The 18,278-nt window shown below is 60.1% G+C and carries 14 protein-coding genes; 12 read left to right on the top strand and 2 right to left on the bottom strand.

The features are described 5' to 3' along the window. The first annotated feature begins 26 nt into the window (after window positions 1–26). The 4 genes from I6E74_RS12245 (at window position 27) to rplL (ending at window position 3,511) form a co-directional block, all read left to right on the top strand. A complete protein-coding gene (locus I6E74_RS12245) occupies window positions 27–779 on the top strand; it encodes a response regulator transcription factor (RefSeq protein ID WP_197126071.1) in 753 nt (250 codons plus the stop codon). After that, window positions 776–2,266, top strand: coding sequence for a cell wall metabolism sensor histidine kinase WalK (locus I6E74_RS12240; RefSeq protein WP_197126069.1), 1,491 nt, complete (start codon window positions 776–778; stop codon window positions 2,264–2,266). Before I6E74_RS12245 ends, I6E74_RS12240 begins: the two co-directional genes overlap by 4 nt. Before the next feature lie 312 nt (window positions 2,267–2,578). Continuing rightward, a complete protein-coding gene (rplJ, locus tag I6E74_RS12235; RefSeq protein WP_197126066.1) occupies window positions 2,579–3,094 on the top strand; it encodes a 50S ribosomal protein L10 in 516 nt (171 codons plus the stop codon). Between the two features lie 39 nt (window positions 3,095–3,133). Further along, window positions 3,134–3,511, top strand: a complete 378-nt coding sequence (gene rplL / locus I6E74_RS12230) for a 50S ribosomal protein L7/L12 (RefSeq protein WP_197126064.1) — start codon at window positions 3,134–3,136, stop codon at window positions 3,509–3,511. Window positions 3,512–4,014: 503 nt separating this feature from the next. Here the strand turns inward: rplL and I6E74_RS12225 are convergent. Then, a complete protein-coding gene (locus tag I6E74_RS12225) occupies window positions 4,015–5,613 on the bottom strand; it encodes a helix-turn-helix transcriptional regulator (RefSeq protein WP_197126062.1) in 1,599 nt (532 codons plus the stop codon). A 276-nt stretch (window positions 5,614–5,889) separates the two neighbouring features. Between I6E74_RS12225 and I6E74_RS12220 the strand changes: the two genes are divergently transcribed. The 8 genes from I6E74_RS12220 to I6E74_RS12185 all read left to right on the top strand — a co-directional run bounded on the left by I6E74_RS12220 (window position 5,890) and on the right by I6E74_RS12185 (window position 17,491). Beyond that, entirely contained in the window at window positions 5,890–7,992 is a 2,103-nt protein-coding gene (locus I6E74_RS12220) for an RTX toxin (RefSeq protein WP_197126060.1), read from the top strand. Window positions 7,993–8,116: 124 nt separating this feature from the next. After that, window positions 8,117–9,970: an ABC transporter ATP-binding protein gene (locus tag I6E74_RS12215; RefSeq protein WP_197126058.1), complete on the top strand. Its 1,854-nt coding sequence runs from the start codon at window positions 8,117–8,119 to the stop codon at window positions 9,968–9,970. Between the two features lie 146 nt (window positions 9,971–10,116). Further along, window positions 10,117–11,346, top strand: a complete 1,230-nt coding sequence (locus I6E74_RS12210) for a multidrug effflux MFS transporter (RefSeq protein ID WP_197126056.1) — start codon at window positions 10,117–10,119, stop codon at window positions 11,344–11,346. A gap of 88 nt (window positions 11,347–11,434) precedes the next feature. After that, window positions 11,435–12,121 carry a phosphatase PAP2 family protein gene (locus tag I6E74_RS12205; RefSeq protein WP_307784470.1) on the top strand — a complete coding sequence of 229 codons (687 nt, stop codon included), beginning with the start codon at window positions 11,435–11,437 and terminating at the stop codon, window positions 12,119–12,121. A 4-nt stretch (window positions 12,122–12,125) separates the two neighbouring features. Then, window positions 12,126–14,048, top strand: a complete 1,923-nt coding sequence (locus tag I6E74_RS12200) for a helicase HerA-like domain-containing protein (RefSeq protein ID WP_197126054.1) — start codon at window positions 12,126–12,128, stop codon at window positions 14,046–14,048. Between the two features lie 274 nt (window positions 14,049–14,322). Then, window positions 14,323–15,594 (top strand): ABC transporter substrate-binding protein, encoded by a 1,272-nt coding sequence (locus I6E74_RS12195; RefSeq protein WP_197126052.1) that lies wholly within the window; start codon window positions 14,323–14,325, stop codon window positions 15,592–15,594. A 74-nt stretch (window positions 15,595–15,668) separates the two neighbouring features. Further along, the gene (locus I6E74_RS12190) at window positions 15,669–16,559 is read left to right on the top strand and encodes a carbohydrate ABC transporter permease (RefSeq protein WP_197126050.1); all 891 of its coding nucleotides are present in this window, start codon (window positions 15,669–15,671) and stop codon (window positions 16,557–16,559) included. Then, window positions 16,556–17,491, top strand: a complete 936-nt coding sequence (locus I6E74_RS12185; RefSeq protein WP_129073070.1) for a carbohydrate ABC transporter permease — start codon at window positions 16,556–16,558, stop codon at window positions 17,489–17,491. The genes I6E74_RS12190 and I6E74_RS12185 overlap by 4 nt, the downstream gene beginning before the upstream one ends. Window positions 17,492–17,588: 97 nt before the next feature. Here the strand turns inward: I6E74_RS12185 and I6E74_RS12180 are convergent, their stop codons facing one another. Continuing rightward, complete coding sequence (locus tag I6E74_RS12180; RefSeq protein WP_307784469.1) at window positions 17,589–18,155, bottom strand: hypothetical protein; 567 nt, start codon at window positions 18,153–18,155, stop codon at window positions 17,589–17,591. Window positions 18,156–18,278 lie beyond the last annotated feature (123 nt).

The following is an 18,278-nucleotide window of genomic DNA, read 5'->3' as shown; positions in this document are numbered from 1 at the left end:
ATAGGAAACTCCGAATAACTAGACCCATGACCCAGTCACACCACCTCCCCGCGGTTCAGGCGCAACCGCGACTTAGCCGCGCCGATGGAACCGCTATTCGTGCGGTCGTGGTCGATGATGAGGATTCGCTCACCGACCTTCTCTCCATGGCTCTGCGCTACGAAGGGTGGGATGTGCGGCTCGCGTCCGACGGCCCCTCGGCTCTCTCGACCATCCGCGAGTTTAAGCCAGACATCGTCGTGCTCGACATCATGTTGCCGGGGCTCGACGGGCTATCAGTGCTGTCGCGATTGCGGGCGGATGGCGTCCAAACCCCCATTCTTTTCTTGACCGCCAAAGACTCCGTAGACGACCGGATCGCGGGCCTCACCGTGGGCGGCGACGACTACGTCACGAAGCCTTTCAGTTTGGAAGAGCTGGTGGCGCGACTGCGGGCGCTGTTGCGTCGTTCAGCGCTCGCCATCGCGGGGGAGTCGAACCCGATCATCGAGGTCGGCGACCTCATGCTCGACGAGAGCACCTACGAAGTGAGCCGTGCCGGTACTCCTGTTGAGCTCACCGCTACCGAGTTTGAACTCCTGCGGTACCTCATGCGTAACCCGCGCCGTGTACTCAGCCGCGCCCAAATTCTTGACCGCGTCTGGAGCTACGACTTCGGCGGCAAGGCCAGTGTTGTAGAGATTTACATCTCCTACCTGCGTAAAAAGGTGGATGTTCTTGGCCCGCCCATGATCCAAACCGTGCGCGGTGTGGGTTACATGTTGCGAGCGCCCGAATGATTCGCCCGCGCGAAGTGAAAGCGCCCCGCACCGGGCGGCCTCCCCTGAGCCTGCGCAAACGACTCGTTCTGGGCAGCGCTGCGCTCATTGCGCTCGCCGCAATTCTTATCGGTGTCGTGAGCGTGCTCTCGTTGCAGGGCTTTCTCGTTGGTCGCCTCGATGACCAGCTCTTGTCGGCATCGAGTCGCTCACAAGGCGCCCTCGAAGGCAGCCAATTCGACAATGGCCAGCGCCCGCCCGCCCGCGACTTCTTGGCCCTTCCTGGCCAGAGTGCAGGAACTATTGCCGGGCTGGCGACCAGTTCGGGGGAGATAATCGCGGGAGTTCTGGGCGATACGGGTGGCGCATCGTCGCTCACCAGTGAACAGCTCGACACCCTTGCCAGCCTCGAACAGATCAACGAACCCATCACCGTCTCTCTGGGCGGCGACCTCGGTGACTACCGAATGATCATGTCGAGCGATCCCGTGACGGGCGACTCTCTCATCGTGGGCCTGCCGCTCTCGGATGTTCAAGCGACTGTTCTCCAACTGACGATTCTCGTCGTGGGAATTGGCGTGCTCGCGATCGCTGTAGCGGCTATTGCCGGAGCGATCGCCGTCCGCTTCGCCCTACGACCCCTTGAGCGCGTGGCGAGCACCGCAACACGGGTGTCTGAGCTCCAACTCGACCGGGGAGCCGTGGCGCTCGCCGAGAGAGTCTCGCTCGATGACGCCGACCCGCGCACGGAGGTCGGCCAGATGGGCTCGGCCCTCAATCGCTTACTCGAGCACGTGGCATCCGCTCTCACCGCTCGTCAAGCAAGTGAAGACAAAGTGCGCTCCTTCGTTGCCGATGCCAGCCATGAACTGCGCACGCCCCTCGCGTCGATCCGTGGTTATGCCGAACTGACGAGGCGCGGCGGCCATGAAATTCCTACCGACGTCGCGCACGCTATTGGGCGCATTGAGGCTGAATCCGTGCGGATGACGGGGCTGGTTGAGAGCCTTCTTCTTCTGGCGCGACTCGACGAGTCAGCTCCGGTCGAACACCGTGCTGTAGATGTCTCCCAGCTCCTCATTGAGGCCGTGGGGGATGCTGCCGTCGCCGGCCCCGACCATGAGTGGGAGTTGCAGCTTCCGGATGACGCGGTCGTCGTCAACGGCGATAGCGCCCGACTTCACCAGGTTGTCGCCAACCTTCTCGCCAATGCACGAATCCACACTCCGGCAGGCACGAGCGTAATCGCGAGCCTCTCTACGGAGGGCGATCGCGCCATCATCGAGGTTCGTGACACGGGCCCCGGTATTGCGGATGAGTTGCAAGCGAAGGTCTTTGAGCGTTTTGTGCGAGGCGATAGTTCTCGCTCGCGCGCTGCCGGCAGCACAGGGCTCGGTCTGGCCATTGTCGCGGCAGTTGTCGAGTCGCTGGGGGGAACGAGTTCCGTCTCAAGCGAGCCGGGTAGTACCGTGTTCCGCGTCGAGCTGCCAATAGCAGCGACAACCTAGTTGGATGCGGCGGGGGCTGTCGCAGGAGCGCCCGGCAGCCGAGTTGCAGCCAGGCCCTCAATCACGTACTCTTACGGAAGCCAAAGACCGCAGGTCGTTAGCGTGCATGAAAATGTATGCGATCGAAGTTCGTGAAAACGAAGGCCAGCGCAGGTGTATGAAGTAGTTTTTCGATCAACTCTGGTCGCAACTCAGCTCCGTGCCTCTGCGTTAGTGCAGAAGGGCCGGAGCTTTTTCGTTTAAGAGCCCCGAACTCCTCCGATATTTTTATGCGGCTCTGAGGCAGACACACATCAACCAGTAGGGAGCACCATGGCGAACAAGGAAGCATCGGTCGCCGAGCTTACGGATCTTTTCCGCAACTCGACCGCCGTTCTGCTAACCGAGTATCGCGGACTCACTGTTGCCCAGCTCAAGACGCTGCGCAAGTCAATCAGTGAGCACGCAACATACGCCGTGGTGAAGAACACGCTGACAAAGATTGCAGCTAACGCAGCAGGCATTTCGTCGTTCGACGAAGAGCTCGTTGGTCCGTCTGCAATCGCATTCGTACACGGAGACCCTGTCGCCGTTGCGAAGGCTATGCGTGACTTTGCCAAGGCAAACCCTCTTCTCGTGGTGAAGGGTGGTTACTTTGACGGTAACGCGCTCACCGCTGAAGAGGTCACCAAGCTGGCCGCACTGGAAAGTCGGGAGGTGCTCCTTGCGAAGTTTGCTGGAGCAGCCAAGGCTTCACTGTTCGGCGCCGCGTATCTGTTCAACGCACCGCTCGCTCAGGCCGTTCGCACGGTCGACGCGCTGCGCGAGAAGCAGGATTCCGCGCAGTAACGCGCGGGTTAATTAGCTTAAGAAATATAGGAGAAAATCATGGCGAAAATGTCAAGCGACGACCTCATCGAGGCCTTCAAGGAACTGACCCTCATCGAGCTCAGCGACTTCGTTAAGAAGTTCGAAGAGGTCTTCGAAGTTACCGCTGCTGCTCCGGTTGCTGCTGCTGCTGCACCTGCTGCTGCTGCTGAAGAGGTTGAAGAGAAGGATTCCTTCGACGTCATCCTCGAAGCTGCTGGCGAGAAGAAGATCCAGGTTATCAAGGAGGTGCGCGCACTCACGAGCCTCGGTCTCGGAGAGGCGAAGGCAGTCGTTGACGGCGCTCCCAAGGCTGTACTCGAGGGTGCAAACAAAGAGACCGCTGAGAAGGCAAAGGCTGCTCTTGAAGCAGCCGGCGCAACCGTAACCCTTAAGTAGTCGAATCCTTTAACTAGGTTCGAGTCTCGTTAGAGACTTACTTGCCAGAAAGGCGTCACCCTTCGGGGTGGCGCCTTTCTGCGTTAATCACCGTGCGCAGCTGGTGCGCGGATGCACAGGGAGACTGCCTCACGCTTGTGTGCGGTGGTGGCGGTCGCAGGGAAAGTGCTCTGGGAGCGCTCACGGGCGGCCTGAGGTGCGATAGGAGCGTCTGGCGTACGCGTTTTGCTGGGACGCTCAAACGCCCGCGTGCAGAGCCCGCTGTGCAAACCTGGGAAGTGGCTCGGGGGAGAACACGGTGAGAGAGGGGGTGGGGCGCCTGGTAACCAGCCGAGCGCCCCACCAACGTGCCGAATCCGTTGACACCAGGGATCAGGTTCCGGAGGCGGATGTTTCGGCACGAGACCGCTAGGCGCGTAAAGAATACGGGGCTAGCGGAAGTGGTCTCACTAATGTATCGAGGTGAAACTGAGGCAGCAACAGCAGTGAGGGTGAATAGAGGGTTAGTCGCGGGTGATATCCACTTGAAGACCGAGCTCGCGAGATTTGTGAATCGCTTCGACCCTCGATGTCACCCCCAGCTTTCGGTAAATACTCTTGAGGTGCGATTTCACCGTATTCACCGAAATGAACAGTGTTTCCGCGATTTCTGATGAGCTACTCCCGCGTACAAGCTCGCGGGCGATCGAGCGCTCTCGGTCGCTGAGGGCGAGCGAGTCGCGTGGCGCAAGAACGACGGTGAGGCCGTCGAGTCGTTTGATGAGAGCGCCGACTTCAAGAGGTTGGCTTCGTGTCGACGCACGAGTGAGCATCGCTTGAACCACTTCGCTCGGAATCAGGCGGAATGGGCTGTGCATGCGGTTGCGGGCAGCCAAGCGCAGTGCGCGGTCGAAAGCGACGTCCGATTGTTCTTCGCCACCGAGCGAAAGGTTCGCCGCAGCCTTGACGAGGAACACATCCGCGAGAGTGCGACTTGAGTGATTATCTCCCATGGACTCGCATTCGCGAAGGGCATCCAGCGCACCTCGAGCGTCGCCGGTAACGAAGCGAAGGTGAGCCACAAGCCGGCTCGGGCACACAGTGTGGTGCTGGGTGGGGGAGAGCGTCGCAAGCACGTCCCACGCAGCTCCGCTATCGCCGAGTTGCAGAAAAGCGGCAGCGCGGAGTCCGCGGATCTCGGCGTCTACGAAGCCGACGGGTTGCCACTCATCCAGGGCAAAGAGCGCTGAACGAAGTTTTTCGAGACCCTCGTGGGCATTCCCAACGAAGAGTTCCGTAAAAGCTTGCGCGTAGAGTCCGAGAGCTTCCCAATCACTCTCGCGAATGGCTTCCTGCACTCTGCTCACGAGCGGACCAACCGTGTCTGTGCCGCGTTGCATTACCCCGATCAGTAGCTCGGTAATCAGAGCGGGCGCGTTGAATCTGCTGTCGCGCAACGCAGGGCTTGCGCCCGTTGATTCGGCTCTAGCGACGTAGCTGAGGGCATGCTCAAAGTCGCCCATGAGCAACTGGATGAGGGCGAGACATCCGAAGACTTCAAGCTGGTTAGCGACACTCAAGTTTGTTTCGGCTAGCGACCCGGCCAACCGGAAGTCTGCCTTGGCGCGGTCAAAGTCGCCGCCATGAAGAGCTATCACACCCCGTTGGAGCGCGATTTCTGCGGTGAGCGGAACGCGTCGAGCGAGCGGGATGACATCGCGGCTATCTGCGATCGCGCTCGCGCTCGTGATCGCGGCCAGGGCGTCATTCAGACGGCCAAGAGATCGCAGGGCTGCCGCGTAGCGCACGTAGAGGGTGGCGCGCACGTAGGCGGGAGTCTCAGGGGCAAGCAGGGCGAAGGCGGCCTCGTAGTAGGGGAGTGCCGTGGTGCGGCTCGCAGTGTCTGCGGAGCGGAAACTAGACGCGTAGCACGTGATTAGCCAGGGATCACTGTGCCACAACTCGTCGGGGGTGAAATCGAGCATGGTGCGTAGCGATGCACCCGCAGTGCTGACCACCTGCGGCCAAGCTTCGCGCAATTCGTGAAGTGCGAGTGTGAAGTCACCGGTGGAGCGGGCAGCATCAAAAGCGCGTTCGAGCGCGCTCACGTCTGCTGTCGCCATTGCTGTGTTCCCCCCTTCGAGACCACAGTCTCGATGAGTTCGAATGATCTCGCCTGGTCGGGTGGGTGACGCGAGAGTCTACAGACTACTCCTTCTGCGCGTCGCGCTTGCATTCATTCTCGATGACCCCCCATAATAGGCACGTCGCATTCTTGACCCCCGAACGTGTGACATATCCCGATAGAGCTACCCGGAATCCCCCGCCGGGCTAACGCGCCCCCCGCGCATTGGTTCGAATAGTTCCAGGTCGCTCGTTACCCGAGAGCGAAACCCGAAGTGAATAACTTTTTGGCGCGCTGGCGCGCCGCAAATCGAAGCCCCCGATTCGATAAGGCCACTGGCCAGAAGCGCAAGCTCTGGTCGTTGCGAGACATGCGTGGCGTATCTGCCATGGTCGCTCTCGCGCTTGTGGTCGGTTCAGGACTGGCAGTTGTTTCTGTCTCCTCCGCCGCCGAAGCCCACACGCCAAGCATCGAAGTTACGTGTGAAGGCGTGACTGTCACTGGCCTCTATTACGCCGATAGTGGCTCGGGCGAAGGCCAGCAGAACCTCATCAAGTTCCAACTTGAAGGTGGCAAGCAGCAGGTTATTGAGTTCGGCAAGAACGGTTCGCACTTCTTCGCTTTCCCCAACTCCACTGAGGCTTACACCTTCACCGCCTCGGTAACCGCGTGGAACAACCCCACTAACACGAGCTGGAACCGCACGTGGACCAAGACGTCCGAGCCCTGCGTTGCGCAGAGCATCGTCAGCGTCACCGCTCCTCGTTGTGAGGTTCCCGGTGGCTCAACCGACATCACGGCAGAGTTCAAAGATCTCGTCGCGAACCGCACGTACGAAGTAACGTTGTCCGATTCTTCTGGCCACAGCCAGACGGTCAAGTACACGCCGAAGCAGACCACGGGAAGCTACACCTGGGAGGGAACGGCTGCCGGCCCCACCTACACCGTCACGATTACTGACACGACTAACCGCTCGCTTGTGGCCTGCAAGACCGTTCATTCGGTTCCCTGCCCAGAAACCGCTGGTATCGCTATCCTCGCGAACGAATGCACCGTGCCTGGTGAAGGTGCTTCACTCAAGATCAACGTGAGCGATCTCGTTATCGGCCGTGAGTACCGCATCGACATCATCAATGCCGCTTCCGACGCAGTCGTAGACAGCAACACCTTCACTGCTGATGCGACCAGCGGGGTCTACAACTCACCCGCAACGCCGTCAGCTACTTACTACGCGACAATCGTTGATACTCGTGAAGCAGACGCGACACCGCTGAAGAGCAGCACGCACACGTTCCTTCCTTGCCCCGGTGAAATCGGCGGGCTCACCTTGATCGCTACGCAGTGTGACGTTGTTTCCTCTGATGCAGCGGGCGAGATTACGTTCGCCGTTGATGGTTTGGTTCCTGGCCGCACTTACAACATCGTTATCACCGACGGTTCTCAGCAGCCGGTTCTTTCTGAGAACAACTACGTCGCAACGACCGACCGTTACGACGCCACTCTGACCGGTCTTGCCGAAGGCAACTACACCGCTACGGTGACGGATGCGGCGCAGTCGGAATACACGAATAGCACTACCGCAACGCTCCTGCCCTGCGCCACCAACGAGACCACGGTCGAATTGGCTGCAGAGCAGTGCACTGTTCCCGGAGGCGACGCAGCGATCACCGCGACTGTTTCCAACTACGCAGCTGGTCGCGACTACAAGGTCACGCTTATGCTCGACAACGTTGCAGTCGACGCTCAGTCGCTCGACTCCAGCTCCGGTACCGCTCAGAAGTTCACGTTCGACGGCCTTGAGCCCGACAACACCTACCGAGTCGTAGTGACGGACACCAAGTCGAATCCAAGTGTGACCGCCGCAGCAGACATGTACTTGGATGTTTGCCCGCAAATGCCCGCTGTTCTCGGCTCGCAGGTAGAGTGCACCGCTGGCGGAGATTCGAGCATTGAAGTAACGGCAGACAACCTCTTCATCGGAGAGAACTACACGGTTACCGTAGTCACGAAGTCGACCGGCGACGCAGTTGAAGGTGTCGCTCCGATCGTCTTCGAAGCCGACATGCCGACTCGAACGATCACAATCGAGAATGTTCCCAACGGGGACACCTACATCGTGACTGTTGCAAGTTCCGACATGGAGCTTGTCAGCCAGAGCGAAGTGACACTCGAAGTGTGCGAGCTGCCTACTCTGCCGCTTCCTCCCGAGGAGCCACCGACCACGGTGCCTTCCTCAGTAGTTGACCTGCCTACCCTGGCATACACAGGCTCGAGCACAATCGTTCCGACACTGGCTGGACTCGGGTTCCTGCAGCTCGGATTGGTGCTCGTAGGGTTCAGCGTTGCGCGACGACGTTCGGTAGTTCGCGGAAACTGATCCTGACTGTTCGGCGGGCAACCCTAGTTGCCCGCCGAACTCCCTTTGTGAGGTTTCTCGCACAGCGCACTCGGGCGCTGTGCGATTGGCCGTTAACGGCAAAACTGCAAACTAGGCTCGAATCATGAGCACAGTAGGTGGCCCGCGACGCGGTGGCCGAGTCAGTGGTGGAGACTATTCCGCCCAAAAAGCAGAAAACGCTGCAGCCCCCAAGATTCCCCATCTCCTCGGGCGCATCGCTCAACTCTTTGAGCCTCACAAGCCAGCGCTCACGCTCACCATCACTCTGGTGCTGATCGGCGCCGCCATTAGTGTGTTGCCGCCGCTACTCACCAAGCAAGCGTTCGACGAGGGCCTCTTCCCGACAGCAGGAACCCCCAACATCCCGGTGCTGACACAACTCGTCAGCATCATGATCGTGCTCTGGGTAGCCTCTGCCGCGCTGGGGGTCTGGCAGACCTACCTCACCGCGACAGTAGGTAACAAAGTCATGGGCGCTCTCCGGGTGCGACTCTTCGACCAGCTGCAGCGTATGGAACTCGCGTTCTTCACCCGCACGAAGACGGGCGTCATCCAATCTCGGCTTCAAAACGATGTCGGTGGAGTTGCGGGCGTCCTCAACAACACCGTGTCGAGCGTCATCGGCAACACCGTCACCGTGATTGCGGCGTTCATCAGCATGCTTGTGCTTAGCTGGCAGCTCACCGTGGTCGCAATCATCGTGCTCCCCGGCATTGTGATTGCTCAACGACGTGTCGGACAGATCCGTGCGCGCATCGCTACCAAGACCCAAGAGTCGCTCAGTAACATGACGGCGATCACTCAAGAGTCACTGAGCGTCTCGGGGATCCTGCTCTCCAAGAGCTTCAATCAGCAAGACATCGAGACTCAGCGGTACTCCGACGAGAACGAACAGCAGGTCGATCTGCAGGTGCGCCAGCAGATGAGTGGTCAGTGGTTCTTCGCCATCGTCAACATCTTCCTCTCGGTCATCCCGGCGATTGTCTATATGGTCGCGGCGTACCTTATTACTGGTGGCGTTGACGTGACCGCGGGAACGATCGTTGCCTTCACCACCGTGCAGGCGCGCCTCATGTTCCCTCTTCTTGGTCTCATGCGTGTGGCGCTCGACCTTCAAACGTCATCGGCGCTCTTCGCGCGCATCTTCGAATACCTCGACCTCAAGCCCGCGATTACCGACAAGGCTGACGCCCACGAGGTGAACACAGACAAGCTCGGAGCGGTCGCTTTCGACAACGTGACGTTCCGCTATCCGGATGCCGACGCATCCACGAGACCCACGCTCGACTCGGTGAGCTTCTCGATTGAGGCCGGACAGTACGCGGCGTTTGTCGGCCCGTCGGGTGCAGGCAAGACCACGGTGTCTTACCTGATCCCGCGCCTGCACGAAGCGAGTGACGGGCGTGTGCTCTTTGCCGGGGATGACGTCAAGAACCTCACTCAAGATTCCCTCATTCGAAACATCGGCATAGTGAGCCAAGAGACCTATCTCTTTCACGCGAGCATCGCCGAGAACCTTTCCTACGCGCGACCGGATGCGACCACCGAGCAGATCGAAGCCGCGGCTCGCGCCGCCAACATCCACGAGACGATCATGTCGTTCCCCGACGGATATGCGACCACGGTGGGGGAGCGTGGTTACCGGCTTTCGGGCGGCGAGAAGCAGCGCATCGCTATTGCCCGCGTGCTGCTCAAAGATCCTGGAGTGCTGATCCTTGACGAAGCAACGAGTGCGTTGGACTCGATCTCTGAGCGCATCGTGCAAGCCGCTCTCGACACTGCTTCGCGGGGTCGAACGACCATCGCTGTCGCGCACCGGCTGTCGACCGTACGCTCGGCGGACGTGATCTTCGTTGTCGTCGCCGGCGCGATTGTGGAGCGGGGAACGCACGCTGAGCTGATCACGCGCGGCGGCGAGTACTCGCGGTTGTATGCGGAGCAGAACCGCACCGACTGACGGGTCGCACACATCCTCTCGGAGACCACTGCTGGCCCGGGTGCCGGTGCGGTGTGCGCTGGGCGTAGGCTGGGGGAGCCCTCGGGGTTGCGGGCATCACATTTTTGCCGCGCCCACAACCGGGCGCTCTCTTAGCTAGGAATCGCTTGACTACCGTCGTTCATCCCGGTGACTCGCTCTCTGCGCGTCAACGGCTTGTGTATGTTCTCGTGCTTGGTGCACTCACCGCGCTCGGGCCGTTTACCGTTGACCTGTACCTGCCCGCGTTCCCGCTCATTGAAGCGGATCTCGACACCACGGCCGCGATTGTGCAGCTCACGTTGACAGCAACGACGCTTGGCTTTGCGCTTGGTCAACTGATTGTTGGCCCGCTGAGCGACCGGATCGGTCGACGACTGCCGCTTCTCGTTGCCACCAGCGTTCACTTGATGGCGAGTGTCGGCGTTGCCCTCGCGGCCAACATCGAACTGCTCTTTGTGTTTCGGCTTATCCAAGGAATGGGAGCGGCGGCGGGTGCTGTTGTCACCATGGCAATCGTGCGCGACCTCTTCGGCGGGCTTCCTCTGGTGCGGATGCTGTCACGCCTTGCCCTCGTGCAGGGGCTAGCGCCCATCTTGGCTCCGCTTATCGGGTCTCAGCTTCTGCTGATCACCCCCTGGCGTGGAATGTTCGTCTTCTTGGCGGTCTACGCCGGTTTGGTATTGATAGCTGCGTGGTTCCTCATTATCGAAACCTTGCCACCAGCCCGGCGCCGAGATCTCGGCCACGCTACGGCAGGGCAACGCTACAAGGCGCTCTTCACTGACCGGGTGTTCGTGGGCACGGCGATCATCGCGGGAATGACCTTCTCCGGGCTTTTCGCGTACCTCGCCTCATCTCCGTTCCTCCTGCAGAACGTCTACGGTCTTGATCCTCAAGCGTTCGGTCTTGTCTTCGCCGTGAACTCGGTGGGGGTCGTGATCGGAGTCCAGTCCGCAGCATTCCTGATGCGATTCATCGGGCCGCAGTGGATTCTTGCAGGCTCCGGAGTCATGCTGCTGCTCTCGGCATCCACGATCGTGTTCCTCGACATTGTGAACGGCGATCTCATTACGGTGCTGATTCCCCTGTTCTTCTTCGTGATGTCCTGTGGCTTCTCGTTCCCCTGTACTCAAGTGTTGGCGCTCGCCAACCACGGGGGAGAAGCAGCGACGGCGGCGTCAGTGTTGGGCGCCGTGAACTTTGGCCTTGCCGGACTCACCTCACCCATTGTTGGCGCCTTCGGAATCACCAACGCAATTCCGATGGGCATTGTGATGGGGAGCACGGCAATCGTGTCGATCATCGTCATGTGGACCGTCATTCGCCCGAGGACCGTGCCCGCACTATCGCGCTAGGTATCGCGAGAAATGCTGAGGCTTACGAAAGGCTGACAGCCGCGGATTGTCTCGGCAGTCGCGAAGATTCATCCGGTACCGTGAACCGGTGAACTCTGAAATTTCGCCCGCAGAAGCCCGTCAGATTACGCGGCGGTGGCCTCTCATCAGCGGCGTGAGCGCGCTAGTGCTCGCGGTGCTCCTCGGCGTGCTGATCGCGACACGAGACGGCGTGCTGAGCCTCGACCAGTTGGTGCTCGACGATCTGCTGAGCATCCGAGCCGATATCTTCACCGTGCCGGCCTTAGCAATGAATTTCTTGGGTGGCGGCTGGTTTGGGGTGTTCGTGGTACCGCTCGGAGGAGCACTCGCTTTCTTTCTGGTGAAACGTCGCTGGGCTGCTCTGTACTTTTTGCTGGCATCAGCATTGAGCGCCGGCGTTGTTCAGTTGCTCAAATCGTTCTATGGTCGTGCTCGTCCCGACGAGATCTTGGTGACCGCTGACCTCGGTTCATTCCCCTCGGGGCATGTGGCCAACGCGGCGACGCTCTCGGTCGTGTTGATCATCCTGTTGCAGCGGCGATGGGTGCTGGTCGTCGGCATCGTGTACACGATCCTGATGATTCTGAGCCGCACGTATCTCGGCGCTCACTGGCTCAGCGACACCATCGGCGGCGCACTCGTTGGTATCGGTGTCGGCGTTATCTTGTGGGCGCCCTTCGCGCATGTCTTGGCGACTGAAGACCTACAATTCGGCCTCAAAAAGCGCGCTAGGCGACCTCACTCCGTAGGCTAGAAGCATGACGGATGCCGCAGCCCAAGTAGAAGCAGCCAAGAAAGCCCTAGCGGAGGCACAGGCTGCGCTCGCGGCTGCCGAACTGGCATCAGCTGAGGCCGCGCTTGCCGCCGAGCAAGCGGCTGCCGAAGCGTCGGAGGCGGCCACCGCCGAAGCCGCTGCCGAGCCCGCTGCCGAAGCGACTCCCGCCGAAGCTGCTCCGGGGCAACCGGCCACCGCAGAACCGGCCAGCGCAAACCCCGCCGCAGCACAACCTTCCAAGACCACTGACTCTGGTGACGGGCCTCTCGACGCAACCGAGGTGACCGAGATCCGCGAGGGCTATGCCTTCGAGGGTGACGTGCTTGAGATGGGCGCTCTCGTCAATGGAGATGCGCTCGCTGATGTTCCCGTGCGCATTCCGATTGCGATGCTCAACCGTCACGGCTTGGTGGCTGGTGCTACTGGAACAGGTAAAACGAAGACGCTGCAGGTGCTTGCCGAGCAGTTATCGGCCGCCGGGGTTCCGGTCTTCGCCGCCGATATCAAGGGTGACCTTTCGGGTATCGCTACGGCAGGCAGTTCGAGCGAGAAGTTGCTGGAGCGCACCGAGTCGATCGGCCAAGACTGGCAGCCCGCGGCATCCCCGACGGAGTATTTCACGCTCGGCGGTAAGGGCATCGGCGTTCCCATTCGTGCGACAGTTTCCAGCTTTGGGCCGCTGTTGCTCTCGAAGGTGCTCGGCCTCAACGACACCCAGGAATCGAGCCTGGGCCTGATTTTCCACTACGCCGATCAGACCGGCCTGCCGCTGGTTGATCTCAGTGATTTGCGCGCTGTCGTGCAATACCTGTTGAGCGATGATGGCAAGGCCGAGCTGAAGAATCTGGGAGGGTTGTCCTCTGCGACGGCCGGCGTCATCCTGCGCGAGCTCATTGGCTTTGCGAACGAGGGTGCCGACGAGTTCTTTGGCGAGCCCGAGATCGATACCTCGCTCTTTCTGCGCACCAATGCTGACGGCAAGGGCATCGTGAGCCTGCTTGAGCTGCCGGGCGTGAGCAACAAACCCGCGCTCTTCTCGACGTTCTTGATGTGGCTTCTTGCCGATCTCTTTAACGACCTCCCTGAGGTTGGCGACATCGATAAGCCCAAACTGGTCTTCTTCTTCGATGAAGCTCATTTGTTGTTCAACGATGCGTCGAAGGACTTCATCGAATCGATCACGCAAACGGTTCGGCTGATCCGTTCCAAGGGGGTCGGTGTGGTGTTTGTGACGCAGACGCCCAAGGATGTGCCGAGCGATGTGCTCGCGCAGATTGGATCTCGCTTCCAGCACCAGCTGCGCGCCCACACGCCTGACTCGGCAAAAGCGCTCAAAGCGACAGTGTCGACTTACCCGACGTCGGGTTACGACTTGGGCGAGGTGTTGACGTCCCTCGCCACCGGTGAGGCGATCATCACTGTCATGAACGAAAAGGGTGCTCCGACTCCGGTGGCTTGGACTCGGTTGCGTGCCCCACAAGGCTCAATGTCGCCAACGGATGCCGCCACGATGGAGGCTGCGGTCGCGGCATCCCCGCTGATGGCGACGTACGGCACCGCGATCGATCGCGAATCTGCGCGGGAAATATTGGCTGTGAAGATGAATGCAGCGGCCGAAGCGGATGCCAAGGCGGAGGCAGCAGAAGCGGCTGAAGCGGCCGCGAAGGTTGCCACCAAAGACGCGGAGAAGCTCGCGAAGGCGCAAGCCAAAGAGCAGGCGAAGGTGCAAGCCGACTACGAACGAGCGCTCAAAGACATGAATAAAAAGACGACGTCGCGCACCACAACACGCACGACAACGCGCAAGCAACCCAACGTTTTGGGTGACGCCTTGGGTTCACGAACTGGACAGACGGTCGTGCGCGAGGTGCTTCGCGGGATTTTTTCGACTCTCAAGCGTCGCTAATTTCGACCGACATCCCGAGCGCGCCGTGGCGGACGCCCGGGCGGTCTCACGTGCCTAGACCCCAGTGTTTTGGCGGAAATTGAGCACGTATTCCGCTCCGATTGGTGGTGGCAACGAACCGAAACAAGCTCGCTGTTGCCAAATTGTGACCATACCAATGTGGAAAAAGTAGCTGCGTTCACTTGTCAAACCCAACGGTTAGACAGTTTACTGGTGAACGTCCGATTCACTTCTTGAACGGAACAGCACTCACTTTCCAATGGAGGAACACAGAATGCGTAAGCCACTTTCCATTATTGCCGGGGCGGTGGCCTTAGGCCTCGTTCTGGCAGGCTGCTCGAGCACCCCTAGCTCAGACCCCGACAACGCTGACCAGGTTGAGGTATTCACCTGGTGGGCCTCAGGATCAGAAAAGGTCGGCCTTGACGCTCTCGTCAAGGTATTCGAAGAGCAGAACCCTGACATTGAGTTCATCAATGCGTCTGTAGCTGGCGGCGCCGGCTCTAACGCCAAGGCTGCTCTTGCATCACGCCTCGAGTCAAACGACCCGCCGGACACGTTCCAGGCCCACGCCGGAGCAGAGCTCACGGACTACATCAACGCCGGTCAGCTTCAGGACCTCAGCTCGTTCTACCAAGAGAACGGCCTCACGGATGTCTTCCCCGAGAGCCTGATTGAGCGCATCACCGTTGACGGTGCCATCTACTCGGTGCCCAGCAACATCCACCGTGCCAACGTCGTCTGGGCCAACACCCAGGTGCTTGAGGATGCCGGCATCGACCCGATGGCCGCTCCCGCCGACATCGACGCGTGGCTTGTTGACCTGAAGAAGCTCAAGGACGCCGGAGTCGAGACTCCTCTCGCCCTCGGAACCGAGTGGACCCAGATGCAGCTCTTCGAAAACGTTCTCATCGCTGACCTTGGCGCTGAGGGCTACTCGGGACTCTGGACTGGCGACACGGCCTGGGATGACGCTGGAGTAGAGACCGCAATCGGTCACTACGGCGACCTGCTCGAATACACCAACAGCGACTTCGCTGGCCTCGACTGGGATGCTGCAACGCAGATCGTTCTCGATGGCAACGCCGCCTACAACGTCATGGGTGACTGGGCCGAGTCTGCATTCCAGCAGGCTGGTTGGACCTACGACAACGAGTACACCACCTGGGCAACCCCCGGCACCGATGGAGTCTTCGACTTCCTCGCTGACTCGTTCACCCTCTCGGTAGGCGCTCCTCACGAAGCAGCTGCCATTGACTGGCTGACGACCATCAGCTCGGCTGAAGGCCAGAAGGCATTCAACCTCGCTAAGGGTTCGATCCCGGCCCGCACCGACACGGTTGCCGCTGACTACCCCGCGTACCAGCAGACCGCCATCACCTCCTTCGGTGAAGACACCGTAGTGAGCTCGCTCGCTCACGGCGCAGCAGCCAGCATTGCCTGGTCGGGAGACATCTCCTCGGCTATCGGTAAGTTCGGCGCTGACCGCGATGCAGCTTCGCTCCTGTCCGGACTCGTTGCTGCCGCTGACAAGGCTCAGGGCTAACTAGCACTACGAGACACAGTGGGTGGGGGCGGAGACGTCTCCACCCACTACCGTGCAAACCGAGGAGCTCGCGCGTGAAAAAAGGATACAAAAACTGGGGCCCACCGCTCCTCTTGATATCCCCGACGATTATCGTTCTCGGGATATTTGTTTATGGCTTGATCGGCGCCAACATCTCGGTGTCGCTCAGCAACCGGAACAGTCTTGTTCCCGCTACTGAGTTCGTTGGACTCGATAACTACATCGCTCTGTTTGGCGAAGAGCGCTTCATCCACTCGCTTCAGAACCTTGGTATCTTCACCCTCTTCTTCATCGGTGGCACCATGATCTTCGGATTCTTGTGGGCGTGGATGCTCGACAAGGGCGTTACCGCAGAGGGCGTTTTCCGCTCGGTGTTCCTGTTCCCCATGGCGATCTCGTTCGTGGCATCCGGTGTTGTCTGGCGCTGGTTGCTCAACAGCGCTGAGGGTGACCGTGCATCTGGACTCAACCGGATCTTCGAGAACCTCGGGCTCGACTTTCTCCAGAACTCGTGGTGGAACGATCCGACCTGGGGCATGGCGGCCATTGCATTGCCCGCTATCTGGCAGCTCGCCGGCTACGTCATGGCGCTCTTCCTTTCGGGCTTCCGTGGCATCCCTGAAGAGCTGCGTGAAGCAGCCCGCATGGATGGCGCGACCGAGTGGAAGCTCTACCGCTATGTGATCTTCCCCCAGCTCAGCCCCGTCGCGCTGTCGGCTCTCATCATCGTGGGCCACATGTCGCTCAAGGTCTTCGACCTCATCATGGCGATCACGAAGTCGATCTACCAGACCGAGGTTCCCGCAACCTACCTGTGGGTTGCTTTGACCTCTAACGACTACGCCAAGTCGGCCACGATCGCGACGATCCTGTTGCTCTTCGTTGCCGTCGTAATCGTCCCCTACTTGATCTACACCGCTCGCGCAGAGAAGAGGCAAGGATGAGTGTCGCAACTGGACTCGACAAGAAGCCAAGCGAACCCACTACCGAGTCGCACATGCCGCAGAGTTCGGCGATCCGTGCGCGCGCTGGGTTGAGTCGCACCGCGAAGTACGTGCTGCTGGTGTTCTTCCTGGTCATTGTGCTGATGCCCGTGTACGTGCTGATCGTCACGAGCCTCAAGCCGCCGCAGGACGTCAACCCCGCCACCTCGTGGGGGCTTCCGGTTCGCTGGCCGTGGGAACCCGCCTTCGAGGGCGGACCAACCGGCTTCGACAACTGGGCTCTCGCCTGGAACGCGCTGTCGGCATCCATCGGTCGCACGTTCTTGCTGGCGATTCCCGCCGCACTGATCGCGTCGTTCCTGGGAGCAATGAACGGTTTCGTTCTCGCCCGCTGGCGCTTTCCGTACGCCGACGTCGTCTTCACGTTCATCCTGTTCGGAATGTTCATTCCGTACCAGGCGATCATGACGCCGCTCGTGCAAATGAAGACCAGCCTCGGATTGCCGAGCGATGTCTCCACCCTGCTCGTGGTGCACGTGATTTACGGTCTGCCGATCTGTACGTTGATCTTCCGCAACTACTACGCCGGCATCCCTCATGAGCTCATGGAGGCTGCTCGCATGGATGGTTCGGGGATGCTGCGCACGTTCCGCAGCATCGTCCTGCCGCTGTCGCTTCCCGGCTTTGTCGTAACGATCATCTGGCAGTTCACCTCAGCGTGGAACGACTTCTTGTTCGCGCTGTTCCTGTCGAACCAGAATGAGGGGCCCGTGTCGCTTGCGCTCAACAACCTCGCTCAGGGCGCGCAACTAGCCAACTACGGTGCCGCGATGGCGGGAGCGCTGCTGGCATCGCTACCCACGCTGGTCGTGTACATCGTGCTTGGTAAGTACTTCATCGGTGGTCTGATGAGCGGCTCGGTCAAGAGCTAAGTCAGATCTCCTCGCCGCGAATGCCGCGGTGCTGTTGCCCCTCCAGAGGGCGTCGGCACTGCGGCTTTTGTGCGTTAAAGGGGAGTCGCTGCTGCCGCTAACGAGCGAGGGCGTTGATTACCGTGAGCGCTGCGACAAAGATGCCGGCGGCCGCGGCAGTGGTGCCAATCGCGATAGCGACTACGAGGAGGGGATACCGCTCGTACGTATACAGGGTTTCGGGATAATCGCGCCGAATTTCACCGTGGGAAACGGTGCCGGGAATTGTTTCTACCGGCACATCGAACTGGGACGCGACGAATTCAAAATCCTCGAGAGCCCAATACTGCCCACGCATGCGCAACAGACGACGGCCATTGTGGCCCATCACGGAGAGTTCGGCCCGCGACTCCAAACCATCGCTTGTGTAGACCGTTGACCGCACCATCAGCGTGGCTTCTGACCTATCGAAGTGCCGTAGTCGGCCGAAGAGGAACCCTCGCTCGGTGACCAGAGGCGAGTCTGCACCGATCCAGATAGCGATGCGAAAGTAAGAAATGGCAGCGAGAGTGGCAGCGGCTAGAGCGATCACCTGAGTGATCACGACCGCCAGCCAAGGCCCATCCGGGATTGTGAGGAGATAAAGTGCGCCGAAGACTACTACGGTGAAAAGAAGGCCAGCCACAAACCCACGCCAAAATAGTGAGAGTGGCGGAACGAGCCGACGACGAGGATCGTCACGGCGAGGTTTGAGGCTCACGGGCCTAGTCGACAACGGCGTTCCCTTCGTTTTTTCGCGTGGGCGATC

Source organism: Salinibacterium sp. SWN139 (assembly GCF_015864625.1).
In the GTDB taxonomy this organism is placed as follows: Bacteria; Actinomycetota; Actinomycetes; order Actinomycetales; family Microbacteriaceae; genus Rhodoglobus.
This window is presented reverse-complemented; position numbering and strand designations above follow the sequence as displayed.